A 21,750-nucleotide genomic window follows, 5' to 3' on the forward strand; every position below is an offset into this window, starting at 1 on the left:
GCGGGAAGCGCTACAGCTGGGCGAGCTCGGACTCCAGNCCCTCGCGCCCCCGAGGGGCCCTGCGGGCCCCCACCGGGCGCCGGCGCTCGCGCGGGAAGCGCTACAGCTGGGCGAGCTCGGACTCCAGGTCGTCGAGACCGAAGGACCCCTGCGCCAGGGCGCGCATGTGCCAGGACTTCAGGTCGAAGACCTCGCCGCGGGCTTCCGCCGCGGCCCGCGCCGCGGCGCGGCCGCGGAGCCAGGCGCGCTCGCCGAGCTTGTAGCCGATGGCCTGGCCCGGCCAGCCCAGGTAGCGGATGATCTCGCTGTCCCGCATCTCCTTCGGGCTGCCGTTGTAGGCCGCGAAGAACTCCGTCGCCAGCTCGGGCGTCCAGGTCTCGCCGGGGTGGAACGGGGACCCGGCCGGAATGACGAAGCCGTTGTGCATGCCGATGTCGATGATGACCCGGATCGTCCGCAGCATCTGCTCGTCCAGGAAGCCCAGCCGCTGCCCGGGGTCGGCGAAGAAGCCCAGCTCGTCCATCAGTCGCTCCGCGTACAGGGCCCAGCCCTCGATGTTCGCGGAGACGCCGCCCAGGGTGACCTGGTAGCGCGACAGCGAGTCGGCCGCCGCCACCCAGGAGGCCAGCTGCAGGTGGTGGCCCGGGACACCCTCGTGGTACCAGGTGCTGACGAGCTGCCAGGTCGGGAACTCGTCCCGGCCCAGCGTGGGCAGCCAGGTGCGGCCCGGACGGGAGAAGTCGAGGCTCGGCGAGGTGTAGTAGGGGGCCGCCGCGCTGCCCGCCGGGGCGATCCGGGACTCGACGCGGGCGATGTCGCCGCTGATGTCGAAGTGGGTGCCGTTCAGCGTCGCGATGGCCTCGTCCATGACGCCCTGGAGGTAGGCGCGGATCTCCTCGACGCCGGCGATCCGGTGGCCCTCGCGCTCCAGGTGCTCGACGGCCTCCATCGGCGTGGCGCCGGGGAGGACCTTCTCGGCCTCCTCGCGCATCTGCTCCTCCAGGCGCCGGAACTCGCCCCAGGCCCACGCGTACGCCTCGTCCAGGTCCAGGTCCGCACCGGTGTGGAGGCGGGCCTGGCGCTGGTAGAGCTCGCGGCCCGCGGTGTCCGGGCGGCTGGCCGCGACCGGGGCGTAGGTCTCGCGCAGCCAGCCCCGGAACTCCTCGACCGCCGCGCCCGCCTGCTCGGCGGCCGCGTCCAGGTCGGCGCGGAGCGCCTCGGGGCACTCGGCGGCGAACTGGGCGTACCAGGAGGCGTCTCCGCCGAACCACTCGCCCAACTGCTCGACCACGGTGGCGACCTGACGCGGGCCGGAGACCAGGTTCCGACCCAGGCCCTCGGCCAGGGTGGCGCGGTAGCCGGCCACGGCGCCGGCGAAGTTCCGCATCCGGCCGACCTGCGCGGCCCAGTCCTGCTCCGTCTCCGTCGGGGTCATGTCGAACAGGGCGCGGACGCCGTGGATGGGCGAGGCGATGTTGTTGAGCGAGCGGAAGTGGTCCCCTGCGGCGTGCACGGCGAGCTGGGCGGTGAGCCGCTCGCGGAGCAGCCGGGCGCAGGCGAGTTCGTCGCGGTCCTCGGTGGGGGCTGCGGCATCGAGCTCGGCCAGGGCGCGGCGGGCGAGGGCGGCCTCCGCGTCGAAGCCGGCCGGGGAGAGGTCGGGCTGGCGGTCGTCGTGCGGGTTGACGCCCAATTCGGCGGCGACCAGCGGGTCGTGGGCGGCAACCGCGTCGACGTACGCGTCGGCGATCTGCCGCGGGGTGCGGAGTGCGGAACTGTCAGTGTCGGCCATGCTTCATCTTTGCGTACGCACGCGCCGTGGTGACAGATATCTGCGCCGATGGATGCACGAGTTGCCGCCCGGGCCGTTGACCGCCTTGCTGACGGGCAGTCTCATAAGAGGGGGACTGTGCACCGGTAGCCGACTTGGGAGGGGACATATGGGTCAAGACACCACGACCACGGAGCTTCTGACGGACCGTGAGCAGGTCGCGCAGCGACTGCTGGAGGCCTCGGCCCGGCACACCTTCGACCCGGACACCGAACTCGACTGGGAGGCCCCACTCGAGGAGGGCCGCTGGTTCATCCCGCCGAACCTGGTCTCGCTCTACGGGACCCCGCTGTGGGAGCGGATGGGCGAGGCGCAGCGGATCGACCTGTCCCGGCACGAGTTCGCCTCGATGGCCTCCGCGGGCATCTGGCTGGAGATCATCCTGATGCAGTTGCTGGCCCGGCACATCTACGACCTGGACCCGCGCACCGGCCATGTCCAGTACGCGCTGACCGAGGTCGCCGACGAGTGCCGGCACTCGAAGATGTTCGCGCGCGCCGTGCAGAAGCTGGACACGCCCTGGTACCAGCCGACCGGACTGCACCGGTTCCTGGCCCGCATCCTCAAGACGGCGTGCGGGACACCCGCCGCCTTCACCGCGACCCTCCTCGGCGAGGAGATCCTGGACCGCTTCCAGCGGCAGACCTTCCCGGACGAGAGCGTGCAGCCACTGGTGCGCGGCATCACCCGGATCCACGTGGTCGAGGAGGCCCGCCATGTCCGGTACGCGCGCGAGGAGTTGCGGCGCTCGATGACCACGGCACCGCTCCGCGAGCGCCAGGAGGCGCGCCTGCTCGGCGGGTTCACGGCACGGGTGGTCGCCTCCTCCTTCGTCCACCGGGACGTCTACGCCCAGGTCGGGCTCGACCCGGAGGAGGCACGGCGCCAGGTGGCGGCCAGCGCCCACCGCCGCGAGACCATGCGCTGGGGCGCGGAGCGGCTGACCGGCCACCTGGAGGAGATCGGCGTCATCGAGGGCCGGATGGCCCGGTCGCAGTGGCGCAAGGCGGGCCTGATCTGAGCACGACCGGTTCGTGCGCAGCAGGCAACGGGTTGGTAACGCGCGCGGGTTAGGGTGGCGGGATGGACGTTTCCGTCGCCGACGCCGGCGCCACCGAGGACGCCGCCGCGCCCGCTGCTCCGCGCGCCCGCCGCGCACCCTACCGGCGGCTGCCGGTGGCCAAGCGTCGCGAGCAACTCATCGGTGTGGCACTGGAGTTGTTCAGCCGACACGCCCCCGAGGAGATCTCCCTCGACGACGTCGCGACCGCGGCGGGGGCCTCGCGCCCGCTCGTCTACCGGTACTTCCCGGGCGGCAAGCAGCAGCTGTACGAGGCCGCGCTGCGCACCGCGGCGACGGAGCTGGCCGGGCGCTTCGTCGAGCCGGCCGAGGGCCTGCCCACCGAACGGCTGGCGCACGTCCTGGACCGCTACTTCGCCTTCGTCGCCGACCACGCAGCCGGTTACGGCGCCCTGCTGCGCGGCGGCTCCGCGGTGGAGACCGCCCGCACCTCGGTCATCGTGGACGAGGTCCGCCGCGCCGCCTACGCCAGCCTGCTGGAGCACCTGGAGGTCGCCGAGCCCGGGCCGCGGCTCAGCCTGCTGGTGCGCTCCTGGATCGCGGTCGTCGAGGCCACCGCGCTGACCTGGCTGGACGACGGACGGCACGAGCTCGGCCCGGTGGACGAGCTGCGCAACTGGCTCGTGGACGAGTTCGTCGCCATGTTCGCCGTCGCCGCCCTCCACGACGCGCAGTGCGCCCGGGTCCTGCGGGCCATGCTCACCCAGTACGACTCCGGCACCGGCCCGGCCGCCCGCCTCTTCGGCGGGCTGGTCGGACTGCTGGCCCCGGACGCGGCTACCGAGTAGTCACTGCGGACGACAGGGCGATACATCGGATCTCTCGTCCGATTCGTAGGTTCTGACGATTGCTCAGCGCGGGCTCACGCCTTGCCCAACTGCTGGCGCTGGCGGCCCAGTCCGTCGATCTCCAGCTCCATCACGTCCCCGGGCTGGAGGAAGGGCGTCCCCGCCCTGCCCATGGCGACACCGGCGGGGGTACCGGTGTTGACGACGTCACCCGGCTCCAGGACCAGGAACTGGCTCAGGTACCAGACGACATGGGCCACGTCGAAGATCATGTCGGCGGTGCTGCCGGCCTGTCGCGACTCGCCGTTCACGCTCAGCCGCAGGCCCAGCGCCTGCGGGTCGGCGATCTCGTCGGCGGTGACCAGCCACGGCCCGAGCGGGTTGAAGGTCTCGCAGCTCTTGCCCTTGTCCCAGGTGCCGCCCCGCTCCAGCTGGAACTCCCGCTCGGAGACGTCGTTGCTGATCGCGTAGCCGGCGATCACGCCCGCCGCCTCGGCGGGGGTCTCCAGGTAGCGGGCGGTGCGCCCGATGACGACCGCGAGTTCGACCTCGTAGTCGGTCTTGGTGCTGTTGCGGGGGATCAGCACCTCGTCGTCGGGGCCGACGACGGTGTTCGGCGCCTTCATGAAGACGACGGGCTCGGCGGGGATCGCCGCGCCGGTCTCGGCGGCGTGGTCGCGGTAGTTGAGCCCGATGCAGACGACCTTGCCAGGTCGGGAGAGCGGTGCCCCCACGCGCACCCCCGCGAGGCTGACCAGCGGAAACTCGCCAGCGGCGGCGCGGGAGGACAGGTCCCGCCAGGAGTCCGGGTGGGAGAGCAGGCGGGAGAGGAAGTCGCCGTCGATGTCGCCCGTGACGGAGCTGAGGTCATAGGCATGGGCCTCGTCCTCGGCGAGGAGCGCGGGGCGCTCGGAGCCGAGGGGACCGATCCGCAGGAAACGCACGTGCGATCACCAGCCTCGTGATTCGGAAGAAGGAAACATCAGATGTATACATGGTGGGCAGGGGCAGCCGCCAGGGCGCGAGGCTCCAGCCATGCGGCTCCGACGCGTGAGCGCGAGCAACCCACCCCCGGGGAGGTCCGCCCCGCAGTCACGGTCGAACCTCCCCGAGTGGTGGGGCGGTCGCAGTGGCCCCGACCGAAGGCTGGCGGAGGGTGGGGATGCTCGCGGCGCCCTGCGGGCGCACCTACAGGGCGCGCTGAACCTCCTGAGCCTCCGTCACCGTCACCTTTCCCGCGCGGATGGTGGCCAGGCGGGGGGCCCGTGCGGCGAGCGCCGTGTCGTGGGTCACCATCACGAACGTCAGTCCCCGCTCCCGCTGGAGGCCGTCCAGCAGGGCCATGATGTCGTCGCGGGTCTCCTCGTCGAGATTGCCGGTCGGCTCGTCGGCCAACAGCACCTTCGGCTCCTTCACCAGGGCCCGCGCGATCGCGACGCGCTGCTGCTGGCCGCCGGACAGCTCGGTCGGGACGTGGCCGCTGCGCTCGCCGAGGCCCACGGCCTCGAGCGCGGACGCCGCGCGGCGCGCGCGGTCGGCCTTGCCGACGCCGAGGGGGACCAGGGCCGTCTCGACGTTCTCCTGCGCGCTCAGCGTGGGAATCAGGTTGAAGCTCTGGAAGACGAAGCCGATCAGCTCCGCCCGTACCCGGGTCAGCTTGGCCTCGCCGATCCGGCCCAGGTCGTGCCCGGCCAGCTCGACCGTGCCGGAGGTGGGGCGGTCGAGACCGCCCAGCATCTGCAGCAGAGTGGACTTTCCGCCGCCGGTGGGGCCCTGGATGACCAGGCGGCTTCCCTCAGGGATCTCCAGGTCGACTCCGTCGAGGGCGCGGACGGTCTCCTTGCCCTTGGTGTAGTGCTTCTGCACACCGCTCAAGCGGTACATGGTGGATGACTCCTCGTCAGAACCGGGGGAAGTGGGACTGCTCGGCTACTCGACGCGGCGCAGCGCGTCCGCCGGCCGGAGGCGGGAGGCGCGCCAGCCGCCGAAGCCGCCGGCGACCAGGCCGCCCGCGACGGCCAGGGCCACGGCGATGCCGATGGACGCGACGGTGACCGGCGCGGTCAGGTGGACGCTGACCTCCTGTGCCGCCTTCGCCGCCGCGCCGCCGAAGCCGCCGCCGGGACCGCCTCCCGGACCGGAGTTGGCGGTGGAGCTGCCCAGGGAGGCGCTCAGCGTCGGCGAGAAGGCGGTGATGGCAGCCGCGCCCGCCAGGCCCAGGGCGATCCCGAGCACGCCGCCGATCAGGCCGTTGACCAGGGCCTCGCCCATGACCTGGCCGATGACCCGCTTGCTGCGCCAGCCCAGCGCCTTGAGGGTGCCGAACTCGCGCACGCGCCGGTTGACGGCGGAGGAGGTCAGCAGCGAGGAGATCAGGAACGCCGCGGCCAGCACCGCGAGGGAGAGCCACTTGCCCAGGTTGGTCGCCAGGTCGGCGGCGGTGGACAGCGAGCCCGACACGGTGGACGCCAGGTCGGACGCCGTGGTCACCGTGGTGCCCGAAACCGCCTTCTGCACCTCGGACTTGACGGCCGCGATCTGCTGCGAGCCGGTGGCCTTGACGTAGACGGTGGTGAGCCTGTCCTTCTGGTCGGCCAGGGTCTGCGCCTTGGCCAGCGGGATGTAGAGGTTCGCGGTGGACGAGCCGCTGGACGCGGTGGCGATGCCGATGACCTTGAACTTCGAGCCGCTGATGGTGACCGTGCTGCCGACGCTCAGCTTCTTCGACTTGGCGTAGGACGCGTCGGCCACGGCCACCAGCGCGCTGCTCTGGGCGCTGGTGAAGTTCACACCGCTGGTGATCTTCAGGCTGCTGAGCGGACCCAGCGTCAGGTTGCCGGTGTCGACGCCCTGGATGGTGAAGGTGTTGAGGTTGAAGTCGGCCTGGCCCGACGGCGGAGTGCCGCCCTGACCGCCCTCCCCGCCGCTCGGCCGCCCGCCGGCGCCGGATGAGCCGGCGGCGCCGGAAGAGTTGGAGGACGTCCCGCCCTGGAGCTTGAAGCTGCCGTCGAACTTGAAGTCGTTCAGCAGCAGCGAGCCGACCGCAGCAGAGACGCCGTTCTGCCCGGCGATGGTGGCCAGTTGCGCGGAAGTGAGCGTCGCCGTGCCGGGGCTGACGGTGAGTCGGTCGGCGCTGCTGCTCTGGGTGCCGGAGCCCGAGCGCTTGATGCCGAACTGCTGCCCGCCGCCGCCCTGCCCCGCGGAAGCCTGCTTGGTGACGGTGATGTCGGTGCCGAGGCCGTAGAGCGAATGGAGCACCTGCGACTGGGCGTTCTTCATCCCCGCGGAGACGGAGGTCACCGTGAGGACGAGCCCGATACCGAGGGCGAGGCCCATCGAGACGACCAGAGCCGCCTTCCGGCGGCGGCGCAGTTCGCGCCTGAGGTAGGTGAAGAACATGGCCGGGACGCTAGGAAGCCCGGCTGATCAGCCGATGAGCCCCGGATGAGAGGGGAGTCAACGGGCCATATGACAGGAATGTGCGAACGGTCACGGCCCGGCAACGATGTGCGGCTGCCGGGCCCTGACCGTGGTTCAGCTGTGACCGGGGCTCAATTGTGCGTCAGCACCTTCCGCTCCCCCGCCGGGACCGCGACCGGCAGCGTGTTGCCCGGCGGCGGGAAGGGGCAGATGAAGTGCGCGGCGAAGGCGCACGGCGGCAGGTAGGCCCGGTTCAGGTCGAGCACGGTCGTGCCGTCGGCCGCCGGGGCCGGGAGGGTGGCGAAGCGGAACGGGAAGGCCCCGTCCTGCCCGCTGCCGGCGTCGCGGAAGACCGCCTGCAACGAGCCGTCCGCGTTTCGGCCCACATGGAGGGTGTGCTCGCCGCCGCCGGGCAGGGCGAAGGCGACCGTGCCGACCAGCTCCAGCCCGCGCTCCCTGCCGTCGGCGTTGGGGACCTGCACGGTCCGCGGCTGCCGGGTGCCCGTGTCGCCCTGGTAGGGCGTGAACCGGGCGGCCAACTCCCAGGCGGGGTCGTGCTCCCAGACGTCGATGCCGGCGAAGGCGGTCCGGGCGGGCGACGCCGGGTCGAAGACCCGGACCGCGTACTCGCCCTCACGCAGGATCAGCAGCAGCAGCCGGCCGCCGTGGGTGATCCGGGACGGCGTGGGCGCCGTGTCGGGACAGAGGCTGACCTTGCCGTCCAGCGCCTGGTTGTCGACCTCTAGGCCGTCGTGCCGGGCGGCGGTCAGGGTCACGCACGTGGCGCCCTGCCGCTCCCAGCGGCCGGGGACGCCGGGCACCCCGCCCTCGAGGTCGGACAGCCAGTAGGTGCCGGTCAGCGACAGCGGGCCGTGCGGCGCACGGGCCGCGACCACGCGGTTGTCGCGCCAGAGCTTCCAGGCGTCGGTGCTGGCGGTGCTGCTCATGGTCGGGTTGCCTCCGGTCGGTCGGTCGCGGGCCGCCCCAAGGGCAGGCCGCGCGGGTGGGTCGGCGGGTCGCCGGGCGGGCTGGACGCCGCGTCAGTCTCAAGGCCCCGGCGCGGCGGGATCTTCCCGGCTTCCGCCCACCGGCTGCGGAACAGCGGCGGGCGGATGCCGGGATGCCGAGGCCGGTGGCGGATCAGAGCACCTTGGACAGGAAGGCCCGGGTGCGCTCGTGCTGCGGCTGGTCGAGCACCTGCGCCGGTGGCCCCTGCTCGACGATCACTCCGCCGTCCATGAAGACGACGGTGTCCGCGACCTCGCGGGCGAAGCCGATCTCGTGCGTGACGACGATCATGGTAGTGCCGCCGCGGGCCAGGTCCTTGATCACGTCGAGCACCTCGCCCACCAGTTCCGGGTCGAGCGCGGAGGTGGGCTCGTCGAAGAGGAGCACCTTGGGTTCGAGGGCCAGGGCCCGGGCGATGGCGATGCGCTGCTGCTGGCCGCCGGAGAGCCGGCGCGGGTAGGCGTCGGCGCGGTCGGCCAGGCCGACCCGGTCCAGCAGCCGCCGGGCGCGTTCCACCGCCTCGGCGCGGGGCACGCCGAGTGCGGAGACGGGGGCCTCGACCAGGTTCTCCAGCACGGTCAGGTGCGGGAAGAGGTTGAAGTTCTGGAACACGAAGCCGATCCGGGTGCGCTGCCGGCGCACCTCGCGCTCCTTCAGTTCGTGCAGCCGGTCCCCGGACCGGCGGTAGCCGATCAGCTCGCCGTCGACGGCGACGTAGCCGGCGTCCACCTTCTCCAGGTGGTTGATGGTGCGCAGCAGCGTCGACTTGCCGCTGCCCGACGGGCCGAGGACGACGGTGACCTCGCCGGATCGGACCTCCAGGTCCACCCCGCGCAGCACCTCGGTCGGCCCGTAGCTCTTGTGCAGTCCGCGGACCAGCACCGTGCTCATCTCGGCTTCTCCCGTGGTCAGTTGGCGAGTTCGGGCGGGCTGATCCGGGACTGGGCGATGGCCGAGTCGGAGATGCCCCACTTGGCCAGCAGCTTCGCGTAGACGCCGTCCTTGATCAGATCGTTGACGGCCGCCTGGAAGGCCTTGGTCAGCGGCGAGCCCTTGGCGAAGGCGAAGCCGACGTCGAGGCGGTGGTACGCGCTCAGAAAGCTGATCTGCGGGTTCACCTTCGCCTGGTAGCGGATCCCGTTGATGGTCGACATCAGCACGTCGTACCGGCCCTGCTGCAGGCCGAGCAGGATGGAGGCGGTGTCCGAGCCGGCCTGCACGGTGTAGGGCTTCTTCCCGGCGGCGGTGCAGTCCTTGGCGTGGGCCGCCAGAGTGGCCTGGAAGGTGGTGCCGGCACCGGTGCCGATGGTCAGCCCGCACAGGTCGGTGATCGCCTTGACGGGCTTGATGCTGCTGCCGGCCTTGACCGCGAAACCCTGCCCGTCGTCGATGTAGGTGACGAAGTCGATGGTCTTCAGGCGCTCCGTGGTCACCCCGAAGTTGCCGGTGCCGACGTCGAACTTGCCGCTGCCGAGGGCGGGCAGGATGGTCTCGAATGCGGCCTGCTGCCGGTCGATGCGCAGCCCGAGCACCTTGCCGACGGCGTCGGCGATGTCGATGTCGAAGCCGGCGGGCTGGTTGCTGCCGGCCGGGATGTAGGCGGTGGGCGGGGCGCCGACGGCGCTGCCGACGGTCACCGCTCCCTTCTGCCGTACGGCGGCCGGGAGCAGCGCGACGGCGGCGGCGTCCTGCTGCACGCCGGAGACGACGTCCGTCCCGGCGGCGGGCAGCGCCGAGTCGGCGGACGTGGCCGCGGAGGTGCCGGAGCCGCAGGCCGTCAGCGCGAACAGGGGCGCGGCGGCGAGCAGGGCGAGGGAGGTACGACGGCGCATCAGTTGTCTCCAGCGGCAGGGGCGTCGGGCCGGGGGCCGAAGTCCACGCGCGGCAGCGGGCGGAAGTCGGCGGCGGTGAGCGGCGGTCGGGCGGGGAGGAGGTGCTTGGCGAAGGGCAGCGGACCGACGGTCTCCGGGTCCGCATCGAGGTCGAACAGGGGTGTGTAGCCGGTGCTCAGGTAGAGGCCGCGGGCCTCGGGCTGGCGTGGTCCCGTCGTCAGGTAGACCCGGGTGTAGCCGGCCGCGGCGGCCTCCCGCTCCAGCTCGGCGACCACCCGCCGAGCCAGACCGCGACGGCGGTGCGCGGCTGCGGTCCAGATCCGCTTGAGTTCGGCGGTCCGCGCGTCGTAACGGCGGTAGGCGCCGCCGGCGACGGGCACGCCCTGCTCGAGCAGCAGGAGCAGCAGGCCGCCGCGCGCGGGCTCGAACTCCTCGGCGGGATAGCGCTCCAGCTCGCTGCGGGCGCCCTCCGTGCGGGCGACGGCCGGATAGCGGGTGCTGTACTCGTACTCCAGCTCGCGCAGCAGGGGCTGCACGAGGGGATCGGCGAGGACGGTCCGCCGGGTCTCCAGGGTGTGTGCGGGCATGGCGACGAGAGCCCTCCGGTGGTGGGGCGTGCGGGCACGGTGACGCGGCACCGCCGTGAGGCGGCGCGGGAACAGGGCGCGATGACGGGACGTCAGCTCAACGGCTGAGAACGGTGGAGCGGCGACAGGGCTCGGCAGCGCGCGCCGGCTCTCGGTCCGCGTCGGGGAAGGACCCGCAGGACGGGGGCACCGAGGGAGGGATGGGCCGAGTGAGGCGGCCCGCTACCGAGGACTCAGCGGCAACACGCGGCGGACCACACCCGACCGAAGTCGATGTGGCCCCGGATGACCAGGAGCTGCTCGGTGTTCACGAAGCACAGTTGAGCAGTCATCCCACGATCCGTCAACAGCCGTCCCGAGGAACGGACCTGCGGGCACGCCGTCTTGACGCACGAGGATCGAAGCCGCGTACGATCAGGGTGCCGCGTTGAGGGACGCGGCGGACGCGATGACATCCCGCAGCACCGCAGACCGGGTCCACCCGGTCCAACCGGCCTGCTGCCCGCCGCTGTTCGTCATGCGTCCCCTCGGGAGCCCGCCGCCATGGCCACCGTCTCCACCCCTTCCGCTCTCCCCTCCTCCTCGCTGCCGCCCCCGGCGGACCCGTCCGTGCGGATCGTGCCGCGCCGCCACGCCGGGCGGACCGCCCTCGCCGTCGCGGCACTGCTCGCCGTGGCCGCCGCCGTCAACTCGCTGGCCCGCAACCGGGCGTTCCAGTGGGACGTGGTCGGCTCCTACGTCACCAGCGGCGCGGTCCTCGACGGCCTGTGGCTCACGCTCTGGCTGACCGCCGTGGTCACCGGCCTCGGCCTGCTGCTGGGCACGGTGCTGGCCGCCATGCGGCTGTCGCAGAACGCGGTGCTGCGCGGGCTGGCCTGGGGCTGGGTCTGGCTGTTCCGCTCGGTGCCGCCGCTGGTGCAGCTGATCTTCTGGTTCAACATCGGCGCGCTCTATCCGACGCTGAGCCTGGGCGTCCCGCTCGGGCCCGCCTTCTTCCACGTCAAGACGGTCAATCTGCTGGGCGGCGTGGCCACCGCCGTGATCGGCCTGACCCTCAACGAGTCCGCCTACGCGGCCGAGATCGTCCGCGGCGGCCTGCTCGCCGTGGAGCAGGGGCAGGTGGAGGCCGCGACGGCGCTGGGTCTGAGCCGGTGGCGCACCCTGCGCCGGATCGTGCTGCCGCAGGCCATGCGGGCGATCGTGCCCCCGGCCGGCAACCTGCTGATCGGGACGCTCAAGGGCACGGCGATCGTCAGCGTTCTGGCGGTACAGGACCTGCTCTACTCGGTGCAGATCATCTACCTGCGCACGTACCAGGTCATCCCGCTGCTGGTGGTGGCGACGCTCTGGTACCTGGTGGTCACCAGCGTGCTGACGGTCGCTCAGTTCTACGTGGAGCGCCACTTCGCCCGGGGGGCGTCGCGGGAGCTGCCGCCGACGCCGCTGCAGCGGGCGCGCAACGCGCTCGCCTCCGCCCGGGCCCGCGTGCGCCGGGCCACCGCCACCGACGCGCCCGTGGAGCTGTGATGTCCGAGTTCGTCCTGGTCGTGATCGGAGCCGGCCCGCGCGGCACCGGGCTGCTGGAGCGGATCGCCGCCAACGCTCACGAACTGCTGCCGCCCGACCGCGCGTTGACGATCCATCTGGTGGATCCGCACCCGCCCGGCGGCGGCCGGGTCTGGCGTCAGCGGCAGTCCGCGCTGCTGCGGATGAACTCGATGGCGGAGGACGTGACCATGTTCACCGACGAGCGGTCCACGCTCGCGGGTCCGGTCAGCCCCGGCCCCTCGCTGGCGGAGTGGGCGGCGTCCGCCCCGGAGGCCCGGCACCATCCCGACGACGCGGTCCGCGCCGAGCTGCGTACCCTCGCCCCGACCGACTTCCCGACCCGGCGCGCGCAGAGCGCGTACCTCGGCTGGGTGCACGACCGGGCCCGCGCCGAACTGCCGCCCTGGGTCACCGTGCACGAACACCTGGTCGCCGCCGTCGAGTTGGGTGAGTGGAACGGGCGGCAGACGGTGCGGCTGGCCGACCGCCGGGTGCTCCACGCCGACCTGGTCGTCCTCGCCCTCGGCCACCTGGACGCGGTCCCCGAGCCGGGGCAGGAGCGGCTCGCCGCCTTCGCCTCCCGCCACGGCCTGCGCTACCTGCCGCCCGACTACACCGCGGACAGCGACCTGTCCGTGCTCCGGCCGGGCGAGGACGTCGTGCTGCGCGGGTTCGGGCTGGCCTTCGTGGACGCGGTGGTGCTGCTGACCGAGGGCCGGGGCGGCCACTACACCGAGGCCGCGGACGGCGAGTTGGTCTACCACCCGTCCGGCCGGGAGCCCGTGCTGCACGTGGGCTCGCGGCGCGGCGTGCCGTACCACGCCAAGACCGGCTACCGGCTGCAGGGTCCGGTGCCGCCGCTGCCGAGGTTCTTCACGGCGGCGGCCGTGGACCGACTTCTGGACGGGGCACAGGAGTTGGACTTCCGCGCGGACGTCTGGCCGCTGCTGGCGAAGGAGATCGGCTGGGGCTACTACCACGAGCTGTTCCACGGCCATCCCGATCGCACGGCCCTGGACTGGGACACCTTCGCGGACGCCTACGCCCGGCTGGACTGGTACGGCGCGGGCATGGCCGCCCTCGTCGCGGCGGCGGTCCCGGCCCCCGAGGACCGGCTGGACTTCGAGGCCCTGGACCGCCCCCTGGCCGGCCGCTCCTTCGCCTCCGCGGCGGAGTTCACGGAGCAGCTGACCGCGTACGTCCGCGCCGACCTCGCCCGCCGCGGCGACCCGCAGTTCAGCGCGGACCTTGGGGCCTTCTACGCCCTGCTGTCCGTCTACACGCAGCTGCCCCGGCTCGCGGCGTCCGGAAGGCTGCGCCCGGACTCGCTGCGGCGGGACGTGGACGGGTGGTGGCAGGGCTTCTTCAGCTTCCTCGCCAGCGGCCCGCCTCCGTTCCGGCTGCGGGAGCTGCTGGCGCTGTCGCGGGCGGGGGTGCTGCGCTTCCTCGGCCCGGAGCTGAGGGTGAGCGCGGACGAGGAGAGCGGGCGTTTCGTCGCGTCATCGCCGGCGGTGGCGGGCCACGTCGTCGCCGCGACGGCGCTGGTCGAAGCCCGGCTGCCTCGGCCCACGCTGGCCAACACGGCCTCCCCGCTGCTGAGTTCGCTGCGCGACCGGGGCGAGGTGACGGAAGACCACGCGACCGGCCTGATCGCCGTCCGGCAGGACGACGGCGCCCTGCTCCTCCCCGACGGCACCGTACACCCGCAGCGGCTCGCCCTCGGAGCCCCCACCAACACCCGCGCGGTCGCAGCCTTCGCGCGTCCGCGCACCGACTCCCCGGCCTTCCGCCAGAACGACACCGTCGCCCGCGCCATCCTCCACCGCGCCGCCGCGCCGGTATCGGCGCAGCCCGTCACCGCCTCCCCCTCCCCCGCGGCCACGGTTTAGCCCCGTGCCCGGAAGCGTCCCCGCCCCCGTGCCGCCCCCGCGGGCTTCACCCGACCTCTCAGCGGCGCTGCGGTCCCGTCCGACCGCAGACCGGTGCGCGGCCGCCAAGCCATGACGCCAGCGATGCCCAGCCACGCCCACTGGGCCCGCAGGCCGCAGGCCCACGTGGCGTGGACCAGGGGCGGGGTGGTGGGTGATCATCGGCGGATGAAGGATCACGAGACCGAGGCCGTGCTGTTCGACTTCTCAGGGACGCTCTTCCGGATCGAGCCCGTCCTCGACTGGTACCGCGCCGAGGCGCCCGCCGGGCTGACGGAGGAGCAGCTCGCCGTCACCGCACGGGCGTTGGCGGAGGCGGGCGCGCAGCCGGGCGGGCCGCAGCCGCTCCTGCCGCCGCCGGGGTGGGAGACCCGCGACGACAGCGCGGAACTGCACCGCCGCCTCTACACCGCGCAGGCCCGCGCCGTCCTCGGCGACGACGACCTCGCCGACCGCCTCTACCGACGGCACCGGCAGCCCGCCGCCTGGCGGTCCTACCCGGACACCGCGGCCGTCCTCAAGCAACTGCGGGCGCGCGGCATCCCGGTCGCCCTCGTCAGCAACATCGGCTGGGACCCCCGCCCCGTCCTCGCCGCCCACGGAGTGGACGACCTCGTCGACGCCTACGTCCTCTCCTACCGCCTCGGGGTGTCGAAGCCCGAGCCGGAGATCTTCCGCGCCGCCTGCCGGGCAGTCGGCGCCGACCCCGCACGCACCCTCATGGTGGGGGACGACCTCACCGCGGACGGCGGGGCCCGGTCCCTCGGCTGTTCCTTCCTGCACGTGCGCGCCGACCGGGAGGAAGGGCTCCTCGAAGGGGTCCTCGCCCACGTGGGAGGATGAGTCCGAGGCGCAGCGCGGCGACGAGCAGGAGGACGGACATGGCCCGGCAGGCTCCCAGGACGGACCCGGCACAGGACAGTCCCCGGGTCGAGCCACCGCAGCACGCCGCGGCGGGCATCCCCGCCCTGCTGCACACGACGCAGATGGCCACCGCCCAGATGGGCACCGCCCGGGCGGTGCGCACCCTGCTCCAGCTGAACCAGCCGGACGGCTTCGACTGCCCCGGCTGCGCCTGGCCCGAGCCCGAGCAGACCCACACCGCGGAGTTCTGCGAGAACGGCGCCAAGGCCGTCGCCGAGGAGGCGACGCTGCGCACGGTGGGCCCCGAGTTCTTCGCCGAGCACCCGGTGGCCGAACTGGCCGGGCGGAGCGGCTACTGGCTCGGCCAGCAGGGCCGGCTGACCACGCCGATGCTGCTGGACGAGGACGCGACGCACTACCGCCCGGTCTCCTGGGAGCAGGCGCTGCAGCTGGTCGCGGACGAGCTCAAGGCGCTGGCGAGCCCGGACCAGGCCGCCTTCTACACCTCGGGCCGGACCAGCAACGAGGCCGCCTTCGTCTACCAGCTCTTCGCGCGCCGCCTGGGCACCAACAACCTGCCGGACTGCTCCAACATGTGCCACGAGTCGTCCGGTTCGGCGCTGACCGAGACGCTCGGCGTCGGCAAGGGCAGCGTCCACCTCAAGGACCTCTACCAGGCGGACCTGATCATCGTCGCCGGGCAGAACCCGGGCACCAACCACCCGAGGATGCTCTCCGCGCTGGAGCGGGCGAAGCGCGCCGGGGCGACCATCGTCAGCGTGAACCCCCTGCCGGAGGCGGGACTTGAGCGATTCAAGAACCCGCAGACGCCGAAGGGCCTGGTCGGCGGCGGCACGAAGCTGACGGACCAGTTCCTGCAGATCCGCCTCGGCGGCGACCTCGCCCTCTTCCGCGCGCTCAACCTGCTGCTGCTGGAGGCGGAGGAGAAGGAGCCGGGCACCGTCCTGGACCGGGACTTCATCGAGGAGCACTGCCTGGGCTTCGAGGAGTTCGCGGCCGAGGCCCGGGAGCGCACCTCCTGGGACGAGGTGGTGGCGGCGACCGGCCTCACCGAGACGGAGATCCGCGAGCTGGGCGGCCGGGTGCTGGCCAGCGAGAAGATCATCGTCTGCTGGGCGATGGGCCTGACCCAGCACCGGCACTCCGTGCCGACGATCCGCGAGGTCGTCAACTTCCTGCTGCTGCGCGGCAATGTGGGCCGCCCGGGCGCCGGGGTCTGCCCGGTGCGCGGACACAGCAACGTCCAGGGCGACCGCACCATGGGCATCTTCGAGCGGCCCTCGGACGCGTTCCTGGACGCCCTGGGCAAGGAGTTCCACTTCGAGCCGCCGCGCCACCACGGCCTGGACGTCGTGGACACCATCCGCGGCATGCGCGACGGCAAGGTCAAGGTCTTCTTCGCCATGGGCGGCAACTTCGTCGCGGCGACCCCGGACACCGAGGTGACCGAGGAGGCGATCCGCCGGACCCGGCTGACGGTCCACGTCTCCACCAAGTTGAACCGCAGTCATGTCGTCACCGGGGCCCGCGCGTTGATCCTCCCGACACTGGGCCGCACCGACAGCGACCGGCAGGCGACGGGACCGCAGCAGGTCACCGTCGAGGACTCGATGGGCATGGTGCACGCCTCCCGCGGCCGGCTGAAGCCGCCCGCGAAGGACCTGATGTCCGAGGTCGCCATCGTCTGCCGGCTCGCCCGGCTGACCCTGGGACCGCGGGACACCGTGCCGTGGGAGGACTTCGCCGCCTCCTACGCCACCATCCGCGCCCGGATCGCCCGGGTGATCCCCGGCTTCGACGACTACAACGAGAAGATCAAGGCCCCCGGCGGCTTCGCCCTTCCCCACGCCCCGCGCGACAAGCGGCAGTTCCCGACGGCGACGGGCAAGGCCAACTTCACGGTGAACACCCTGACCGCCCCCGAGGTCCCCGAGGGCCGACTGCTGCTGCAGACGCTGCGCTCGCACGACCAGTACAACACCACCGTCTACGGCCTGGACGACCGCTACCGCGGCATCCACGACGGCCGCCGGGTGGTGCTGCTGCACCCCGACGACATCGCCGCGCACGGGCTGACGGAGGGTCAGTACGTGGACCTGGTCGGCGAGTGGGACGACGGCGTCGAGCGCCGCGCGCCGCACTTCCGCGTCGTCGGCTACCCGACGGCCCGCGGCTGCGCGGCGGCGTACTACCCGGAGACCAACGTGCTGGTGCCGCTGGACAGCACCGCCGAGACCAGCAACACCCCGACCTCGAAGTCCGTGGTGGTCCGGCTGGAGCCGGACAGCGGCGCGTCCGGCTCAGCCGAGGGCTGAGCCCGACGGCGCGGGCGACGCGGAGCCGGACGCACTGCTGGAGTCGGACGGGGACGGCGAGGTCCGAACCGACGCGGACGGGCTGCCCGGGGCGGACGGCGAGGTCGACGGCGACGCGGAGGCCGAGCCGCTCGTGCTCGGGCTCGCCGACGGGCTCGTGCTCGGGCTGCCCGACGGCTTGCCGGTGGGCGAGGCGCTGGGCGAACCGCTCGGCTTGGTGGTCGGCTTCGGCGTGGGCGTCGTGGTGGGCTCCGCCGTCACCGGATCGGTGACCGGCACCGGGATCGGGTTGATCGGTTCCGGGCCCTGGGCGCCCTTCGGGATAGCCGGGGGCTGGTAGGAGCCGAGCGAGGGGCTGTCCGGGTCCGGCCGCACCGCGCCCAGGATCGGGTTCTGCGCGATCGGCGCCACGTCCACGAACGCGCCCGGGTGAGGGGCCTGGATGACCAGGCCGCCGCCGATGTAGAGGGCGACGTGGCTGGCGCCCTGGAAGTAGATGATCAGGTCGCCGGGCCGCAGCGCGTTGAGCGGCACCCGGGTCAGGTCGGCCCACTGCATCTCGCTGGTGCGCGGGATGGGCACCCCGGCGTGCAGCCAGGCCTGGGAGGTGAGGCCGGAGCAGTCGAAGGAGTCCGGGCCCTCGGCGCCCCACACGTAGGGCTTGCCGAGCTGGGCGAAGGCGTAGGCGACGGCCTTGGCCCCGGCGGCGGAGGGCCGCAGGTCGCCCTTGCCGAGCAGGCCGGAGGCGAGCAGCGCCGCCTGCGCCGCGTTGGCCTCCTTCTGCTCCAGCAGCGACAGCTCCTCCCGCTGAGCCCCCGTCAGACCGGTGACCAGCCCCTCGACCTGGGCCAGCTGCTTGTTGACCGCCGCGCGCTGCTTGGCCTCGGCCGCGACCAACGCGCTGACCTGCTGCTGCGCCGCCTGTGCGGCCCCGCGCGCGCCGACCAGGTCGGCCCGGTCCAGCTCGAGCTGGTGCACGTAGGCCGCCTGCGAGTGGGACGCCAGGGCGAGCAACTCGTCGGCGTGCAGCGCCTGGTGGGGATCGTGGGCGAAGAGCAGCTCGCCCAGCTTGGTCAGGTCCTCGGGGCCCTCGGCGTACTGGGCGGCGGCGAGCTGGCCGGCCACTTCGGTCCCGGTGTCCACCAGCGCCTGGGCCGCGGCGAGCTTGGTGTCGAGCTGTGCGACGTTGCTCTGCGCCTGGGTCAGCCGGGCCGCGAGGGCGTCGTACTTCTGAGTCTCCTGCTCGGCCTGCTGGTACAGCGTGTGCAGCTGGTCGAGGACCGGCTTGAGCGTCTGCTCGGCACTGGTCAGCGCGGCGGCGCTGGTGCCGGTGCCGGGAGCGGCCCACGCGGCGGTCCCGGCCGGGAGCACCCCGAGCGAGACGGCGGCGAGCAGCACCCCGCAGCGCAGAGCACCGCGCACCCACGGCCGCAGCCCGGTCCGGTCTCCGCCCCCCAAGAGCCTCACGCCTGCCGCCCCCTCACTACTCGTCAGTTCTGCGCCCGGGCGATCCTCCCACGATCGATCGCCGATGGGGAGAGGGGCCGCCCCGTTCCGGCCCGGTTCTCATCGGATCATCATCCGGTGTATGTGACGTATCCCTCAGCTGTCGCGGGAGTGAAGCGGACCGACCCTTGGGGGGACTGCCCTGTCTCGGCCGACTCTGTCCGCTTTGCTGTGATTGGGAGTTGCCGTCCACCGTGATTCGTCAGTCAGTTCACCTTCCGTTCACTCAAGGTGCCTACGGTCCCCAGCGACGATTCCGCTGAGACGATTGTTTGAGGCCCCAAGGGCATGGAACACATCACGTTCCTGGTGACCGCCGTCATCATCACGGCGCTCGCTTTCGACTTCACGAACGGCTTCCACGACACCGCGAACTCGATGGCCACCTCCATCGCGACCGGTGCGCTCCGTCCCAAGGTCGCGGTCGCCATCTCGGCCGTGCTGAACCTGGGCGGCGCCTTCCTTTCCGTGGCAGTGGCCAAGACGATCTCCGGCGGCATCGTCGACGAGAAGGCGGGCCTGAGCCCGTCCATCGTCTTCGCCGCGCTCATCGGGGCGATCGTCTGGAACCTGGTCACCTGGCTGCGCGGCATCCCGTCCAGTTCCTCGCACGCCCTCTACGGCGGCCTGATCGGCGCGACGATCGCGGCGGTGGGCACCAAGGGCGTCCACTTCGACGTGGTGATGACGAAGATCATCATTCCGGCGGTCGCCTCCCCGATCGTGGCCGGCATCGCCGCCTGGGGCGCCACCCGGCTCGCCTTCCTGCTGACCCGCCGCGCGGACGAGAAGACCTCCGCCAAGGGCTTCAAGATCGGCCAGATCGCCTCGGCCATGCTGGTCTCGGTCGCCCACGGCACCAACGACGCGCAGAAGACCATGGGCGTGATCACGCTGACCCTGGTCACCGCCGGCGCCGTCGCCCCGGGCTCGAACCCTCCGCTCTGGGTCATCCTCAGCTCCGGTCTGGCCATCGCGGCCGGCACGTACATCGGCGGCTGGCGGATCGTGCAGACCATGGGCAAGGGGATCACCACCATCTCCGCGCCGCAGGGCTTCACCGCGCAGACCTCCGCGGCCACCGTCATCCTCACCTCGTCGACGATGGGCTTCGGCCTGTCCACCACCCACGTCTGCTCCGGCGGCATCGTCGGCGCGGGCAAGGGCGCCCCGGCGGGCCAGGTGCACTGGTCCACGGCCCGCCGCATGGCCTACGCCTGGGGCTTGACCCTGCCCGCCGCGGCGGTCGTCGGCGGCCTGGGCGCGCTCCTGGCGGACCAGGGCACCTGGGGCGTCGTGCTGCTGGCACTGATCGGCGCGGGCGTCGCGTCCTGGATCTACGTCGTCTCCCGGCGGGCCCCGGTCACCGCGGAGACCCTGGACGCCACCGCAGCCCCGGTGGAGGCGGCCGCTCCGGCACCCACCACCACCCCGCCCGCCCCGGTCGCGGCCTGAGCCACCGTCAGGAGAGCTGAACCCTCATGGACATCAAGTGGGCCGCCCTGGCCTCCACGTTCGGCGTGAGCCTCGCCATCAGTCTGGCTGTCGTGGCCGTCTTCTCGCTGGGCATCGTCGCCCTCGGCCGGAAGGGCGGCGCGGCCGCGGTGCACGCGACCTGGACCGCCACCGCCTACCTCTGCTTCGCCGCGTGCGCGGCGGCCGTGGGCTACGGCCTGTACCTGATCGCCCACAAGTAGTCGCACCTCCTGGGGCGCGAGGAACTGCGCGAGAACACACCGCTCGGGGGGTCCGACCCTGACTGCAGGCCGGGACCTCCCCGAGTGGTGTGTTCTCGCGCTGGGGCACCTCCCGCCCGAAGGGTGGGGGATCCTCGCGCCCCCGGGGGGTGCAACTGATCGTCACATGGCCGGGTTCGCCTCCCGTTGCGGCTTCCGCATCGAGGAGGCCAGCAGCGTGAGCCCGACTCCCACCACCGCCCAGACGGTGAGCACCAGCCACGGGAACGTGGCCTTGGTGCCCTCGAAGTACGCGTAGGAGCGGTTCAGCGAAGTCCCCGCGCCGTTGGGGAGCCAGGGGCCGATCGCGCGCCAGAACGGCGGCATCATCGGGGGCGCGTACACCCCGCCTGCCGAGGGGTTGCCGAGAATCACGAAGAGCAGGACGGCCACCCCGATCCCGACCACCCCGAAGAAGCACTGCAGCGCCATCGTGAACGCGCCCACCGCGAACACCAGCAGGGCGCCGACCCCCCACAGGGCCAGCACCCCCGCCGGCAGGGCGTGGAGGATGGGGCCGACGACGATCGCGCCGCCGATGCCCGCCGCGATCGAGTAGAGCGCCAGCGTCCCCAGCCGGATCGCCGCCCGCTGGCGGTTGGCGGGGCGGGCGCCCGCGCTGATGCCGAGGATCGACGCCACCAGGTAGCCGCCCACGCACCAGCCGACCGCGAGGTAGAACGAGGTCAGCCCGCCCTGGTCCCCGGAGGAGACGGGCACCACATCCGTCGCGGCCGCTGTCCGGCCCTGCCGCGCCTCGACTGCGGCCACCATCTTCTCGATCGCCGTGGCCAGCGACGCGCTCGCCGCGGAGGCGACCAGCAGCCGGTCCTGAGTGCCCGTCAGCGCGGGCACGAACGCGCTGTACAGCTTTTGCTGCCTCATCTGCCGCACCGCGTCGGTCTCACTGGCGACCGGCCTGGCGTCCAGGGGACGGCCCGGCAGGGCGTTGAACGCGGCGACCGCCCGGCTCTGCACCGCCGCGGGGCCGACGACGCCGATGGAGGCCCGGTGCGGGGTGGGGTGGTGCAGTGCCCCCACGTAGCTGACGATGAACCCGAGTTGCAGCAGCAGCACCGCGACGACGAGCAGGCCGGCCCGCACGCTGACGGCATCCCGCAACTCGGCCCTGAACCCGCGCTGGCCCCTGGCTCCGGTCAGCCCACTGGCCATCTTCCATCCGTTTCTGCACGTCGTTCGACAAATAGCATGAAACGGACGGAATATAACATTCCCTCAGATCTGCCGACCGGGGCCACGCCGGTCGCCCCCGCGTCCGGGTGACGCC

At 72.7% G+C, this 21,750-nt stretch carries 18 protein-coding genes; 8 read left to right on the top strand and 10 right to left on the bottom strand.

Annotated features, from left to right (window positions below):
* Positions 1-100 precede the first annotated feature (100 nt).
* Positions 101-1,789 carry a DUF885 domain-containing protein gene (locus tag ACFP3V_RS26850; RefSeq protein WP_380588650.1) on the bottom strand — a complete coding sequence of 563 codons (1,689 nt, stop codon included), beginning with the start codon at positions 1,787-1,789 and terminating at the stop codon, positions 101-103.
* A gap of 148 nt (positions 1,790-1,937) precedes the next feature.
* Between ACFP3V_RS26850 and ACFP3V_RS26855 the strand changes: the two genes are divergently transcribed.
* Together ACFP3V_RS26855 and ACFP3V_RS26860 are read left to right on the top strand one after the other, a co-directional pair.
* Positions 1,938-2,849: an AurF N-oxygenase family protein gene (locus tag ACFP3V_RS26855; protein ID WP_380588653.1), complete on the top strand. Its 912-nt coding sequence runs from the start codon at positions 1,938-1,940 to the stop codon at positions 2,847-2,849.
* 62 nt (positions 2,850-2,911) lie between these two features.
* The gene (locus ACFP3V_RS26860) at positions 2,912-3,697 is read left to right on the top strand and encodes a TetR/AcrR family transcriptional regulator (RefSeq protein WP_380588655.1); all 786 of its coding nucleotides are present in this window, start codon (positions 2,912-2,914) and stop codon (positions 3,695-3,697) included.
* Between the two features lie 74 nt (positions 3,698-3,771).
* On the opposite strand, the gene ACFP3V_RS26865 is transcribed toward ACFP3V_RS26860, so the two are convergent.
* From ACFP3V_RS26865 to ACFP3V_RS26895, 7 genes are all read right to left on the bottom strand, one after another.
* Positions 3,772-4,641: a fumarylacetoacetate hydrolase family protein gene (locus ACFP3V_RS26865; RefSeq protein WP_380588657.1), complete on the bottom strand. Its 870-nt coding sequence runs from the start codon at positions 4,639-4,641 to the stop codon at positions 3,772-3,774.
* A gap of 244 nt (positions 4,642-4,885) precedes the next feature.
* A complete protein-coding gene (locus tag ACFP3V_RS26870) occupies positions 4,886-5,581 on the bottom strand; it encodes an ABC transporter ATP-binding protein (RefSeq protein WP_380588660.1) in 696 nt (231 codons plus the stop codon).
* Between the two features lie 45 nt (positions 5,582-5,626).
* Positions 5,627-7,096: an ABC transporter permease gene (locus tag ACFP3V_RS26875; RefSeq protein ID WP_380588663.1), complete on the bottom strand. Its 1,470-nt coding sequence runs from the start codon at positions 7,094-7,096 to the stop codon at positions 5,627-5,629.
* Between the two features lie 152 nt (positions 7,097-7,248).
* Complete coding sequence (locus ACFP3V_RS26880; RefSeq protein ID WP_380588666.1) at positions 7,249-8,064, bottom strand: DUF1684 domain-containing protein; 816 nt, start codon at positions 8,062-8,064, stop codon at positions 7,249-7,251.
* Between the two features lie 193 nt (positions 8,065-8,257).
* A complete protein-coding gene (locus ACFP3V_RS26885) occupies positions 8,258-9,016 on the bottom strand; it encodes an amino acid ABC transporter ATP-binding protein (protein WP_380588668.1) in 759 nt (252 codons plus the stop codon).
* A gap of 17 nt (positions 9,017-9,033) precedes the next feature.
* Positions 9,034-9,957 (bottom strand): ABC transporter substrate-binding protein, encoded by a 924-nt coding sequence (locus tag ACFP3V_RS26890; RefSeq protein ID WP_380588671.1) that lies wholly within the window; start codon positions 9,955-9,957, stop codon positions 9,034-9,036.
* Positions 9,957-10,544, bottom strand: a complete 588-nt coding sequence (locus ACFP3V_RS26895; RefSeq protein WP_380588674.1) for a GNAT family N-acetyltransferase — start codon at positions 10,542-10,544, stop codon at positions 9,957-9,959. Before ACFP3V_RS26895 ends, ACFP3V_RS26890 begins: the two co-directional genes overlap by 1 nt.
* Before the next feature lie 543 nt (positions 10,545-11,087).
* On the opposite strand from ACFP3V_RS26895, the gene ACFP3V_RS26900 reads away from it, so the two are divergent.
* The 4 genes from ACFP3V_RS26900 to ACFP3V_RS26915 all read left to right on the top strand — a co-directional run bounded on the left by ACFP3V_RS26900 (position 11,088) and on the right by ACFP3V_RS26915 (position 17,220).
* Entirely contained in the window at positions 11,088-12,071 is a 984-nt protein-coding gene (locus ACFP3V_RS26900) for an amino acid ABC transporter permease (RefSeq protein ID WP_380588677.1), read from the top strand.
* Positions 12,071-13,981, top strand: a complete 1,911-nt coding sequence (locus ACFP3V_RS26905) for an FAD/NAD(P)-binding protein (protein ID WP_380588679.1) — start codon at positions 12,071-12,073, stop codon at positions 13,979-13,981. Before ACFP3V_RS26900 ends, ACFP3V_RS26905 begins: the two co-directional genes overlap by 1 nt.
* 207 nt (positions 13,982-14,188) lie before the next feature.
* Positions 14,189-14,863, top strand: coding sequence for an HAD family hydrolase (locus tag ACFP3V_RS26910; RefSeq protein WP_380588682.1), 675 nt, complete (start codon positions 14,189-14,191; stop codon positions 14,861-14,863).
* A gap of 38 nt (positions 14,864-14,901) precedes the next feature.
* Positions 14,902-17,220 carry an FdhF/YdeP family oxidoreductase gene (locus ACFP3V_RS26915; protein WP_380588685.1) on the top strand — a complete coding sequence of 773 codons (2,319 nt, stop codon included), beginning with the start codon at positions 14,902-14,904 and terminating at the stop codon, positions 17,218-17,220.
* Here the strand turns inward: ACFP3V_RS26915 and ACFP3V_RS26920 are convergent.
* Positions 17,206-18,687, bottom strand: a complete 1,482-nt coding sequence (locus ACFP3V_RS26920; RefSeq protein ID WP_380588688.1) for a C40 family peptidase — start codon at positions 18,685-18,687, stop codon at positions 17,206-17,208. The two genes, ACFP3V_RS26915 and ACFP3V_RS26920, sit on opposite strands and share 15 nt — an antisense overlap.
* Before the next feature lie 327 nt (positions 18,688-19,014).
* On the opposite strand from ACFP3V_RS26920, the gene ACFP3V_RS26925 reads away from it, so the two are divergent.
* Both ACFP3V_RS26925 and ACFP3V_RS26930 read left to right on the top strand, forming a co-directional pair.
* On the top strand, positions 19,015-20,181 hold the full coding sequence (locus tag ACFP3V_RS26925; protein WP_380588690.1) for an inorganic phosphate transporter: 1,167 nt from the start codon (positions 19,015-19,017) through the stop codon (positions 20,179-20,181).
* A 26-nt stretch (positions 20,182-20,207) separates the two neighbouring features.
* A complete protein-coding gene (locus ACFP3V_RS26930) occupies positions 20,208-20,423 on the top strand; it encodes a hypothetical protein (RefSeq protein WP_380588693.1) in 216 nt (71 codons plus the stop codon).
* Between the two features lie 162 nt (positions 20,424-20,585).
* Here ACFP3V_RS26930 and ACFP3V_RS26935 read toward each other — a convergent pair whose 3' ends face one another.
* Positions 20,586-21,635 (bottom strand): ABC-2 transporter permease, encoded by a 1,050-nt coding sequence (locus tag ACFP3V_RS26935; RefSeq protein WP_380588695.1) that lies wholly within the window; start codon positions 21,633-21,635, stop codon positions 20,586-20,588.
* Between the last annotated feature and the right edge of the window lie 115 nt (positions 21,636-21,750).

This window comes from Streptacidiphilus monticola (assembly GCF_042658505.1).
Lineage (GTDB): Bacteria > Actinomycetota > Actinomycetes > Streptomycetales > Streptomycetaceae > Streptacidiphilus > Streptacidiphilus monticola.

Bases quoted from the DNA above. Each gene is read 5' to 3' on its own strand.
- ACFP3V_RS26850 (WP_380588650.1), bottom strand. From the start codon at position 1,789: ATGGCCGACACTGACAGTTCCGCACTCCGCACCCCGCGGCAGATCGCC.
- ACFP3V_RS26855 (WP_380588653.1), top strand. From the start codon at position 1,938: ATGGGTCAAGACACCACGACCACGGAGCTTCTGACGGACCGTGAGCAG.
- ACFP3V_RS26860 (WP_380588655.1), top strand. From the start codon at position 2,912: ATGGACGTTTCCGTCGCCGACGCCGGCGCCACCGAGGACGCCGCCGCG.
- ACFP3V_RS26870 (WP_380588660.1), bottom strand. From the start codon at position 5,581: ATGTACCGCTTGAGCGGTGTGCAGAAGCACTACACCAAGGGCAAGGAG.
- ACFP3V_RS26875 (WP_380588663.1), bottom strand. From the start codon at position 7,096: ATGTTCTTCACCTACCTCAGGCGCGAACTGCGCCGCCGCCGGAAGGCG.
- ACFP3V_RS26880 (WP_380588666.1), bottom strand. From the start codon at position 8,064: ATGAGCAGCACCGCCAGCACCGACGCCTGGAAGCTCTGGCGCGACAAC.
- ACFP3V_RS26885 (WP_380588668.1), bottom strand. From the start codon at position 9,016: ATGAGCACGGTGCTGGTCCGCGGACTGCACAAGAGCTACGGGCCGACC.
- ACFP3V_RS26890 (WP_380588671.1), bottom strand. From the start codon at position 9,957: ATGCGCCGTCGTACCTCCCTCGCCCTGCTCGCCGCCGCGCCCCTGTTC.
- ACFP3V_RS26895 (WP_380588674.1), bottom strand. From the start codon at position 10,544: ATGCCCGCACACACCCTGGAGACCCGGCGGACCGTCCTCGCCGATCCC.
- ACFP3V_RS26900 (WP_380588677.1), top strand. From the start codon at position 11,088: ATGGCCACCGTCTCCACCCCTTCCGCTCTCCCCTCCTCCTCGCTGCCG.
- ACFP3V_RS26905 (WP_380588679.1), top strand. From the start codon at position 12,071: ATGTCCGAGTTCGTCCTGGTCGTGATCGGAGCCGGCCCGCGCGGCACC.
- ACFP3V_RS26910 (WP_380588682.1), top strand. From the start codon at position 14,189: ATGAAGGATCACGAGACCGAGGCCGTGCTGTTCGACTTCTCAGGGACG.
- ACFP3V_RS26915 (WP_380588685.1), top strand. From the start codon at position 14,902: ATGGCCCGGCAGGCTCCCAGGACGGACCCGGCACAGGACAGTCCCCGG.
- ACFP3V_RS26925 (WP_380588690.1), top strand. From the start codon at position 19,015: ATGGAACACATCACGTTCCTGGTGACCGCCGTCATCATCACGGCGCTC.
- ACFP3V_RS26930 (WP_380588693.1), top strand. From the start codon at position 20,208: ATGGACATCAAGTGGGCCGCCCTGGCCTCCACGTTCGGCGTGAGCCTC.
- ACFP3V_RS26935 (WP_380588695.1), bottom strand. From the start codon at position 21,635: ATGGCCAGTGGGCTGACCGGAGCCAGGGGCCAGCGCGGGTTCAGGGCC.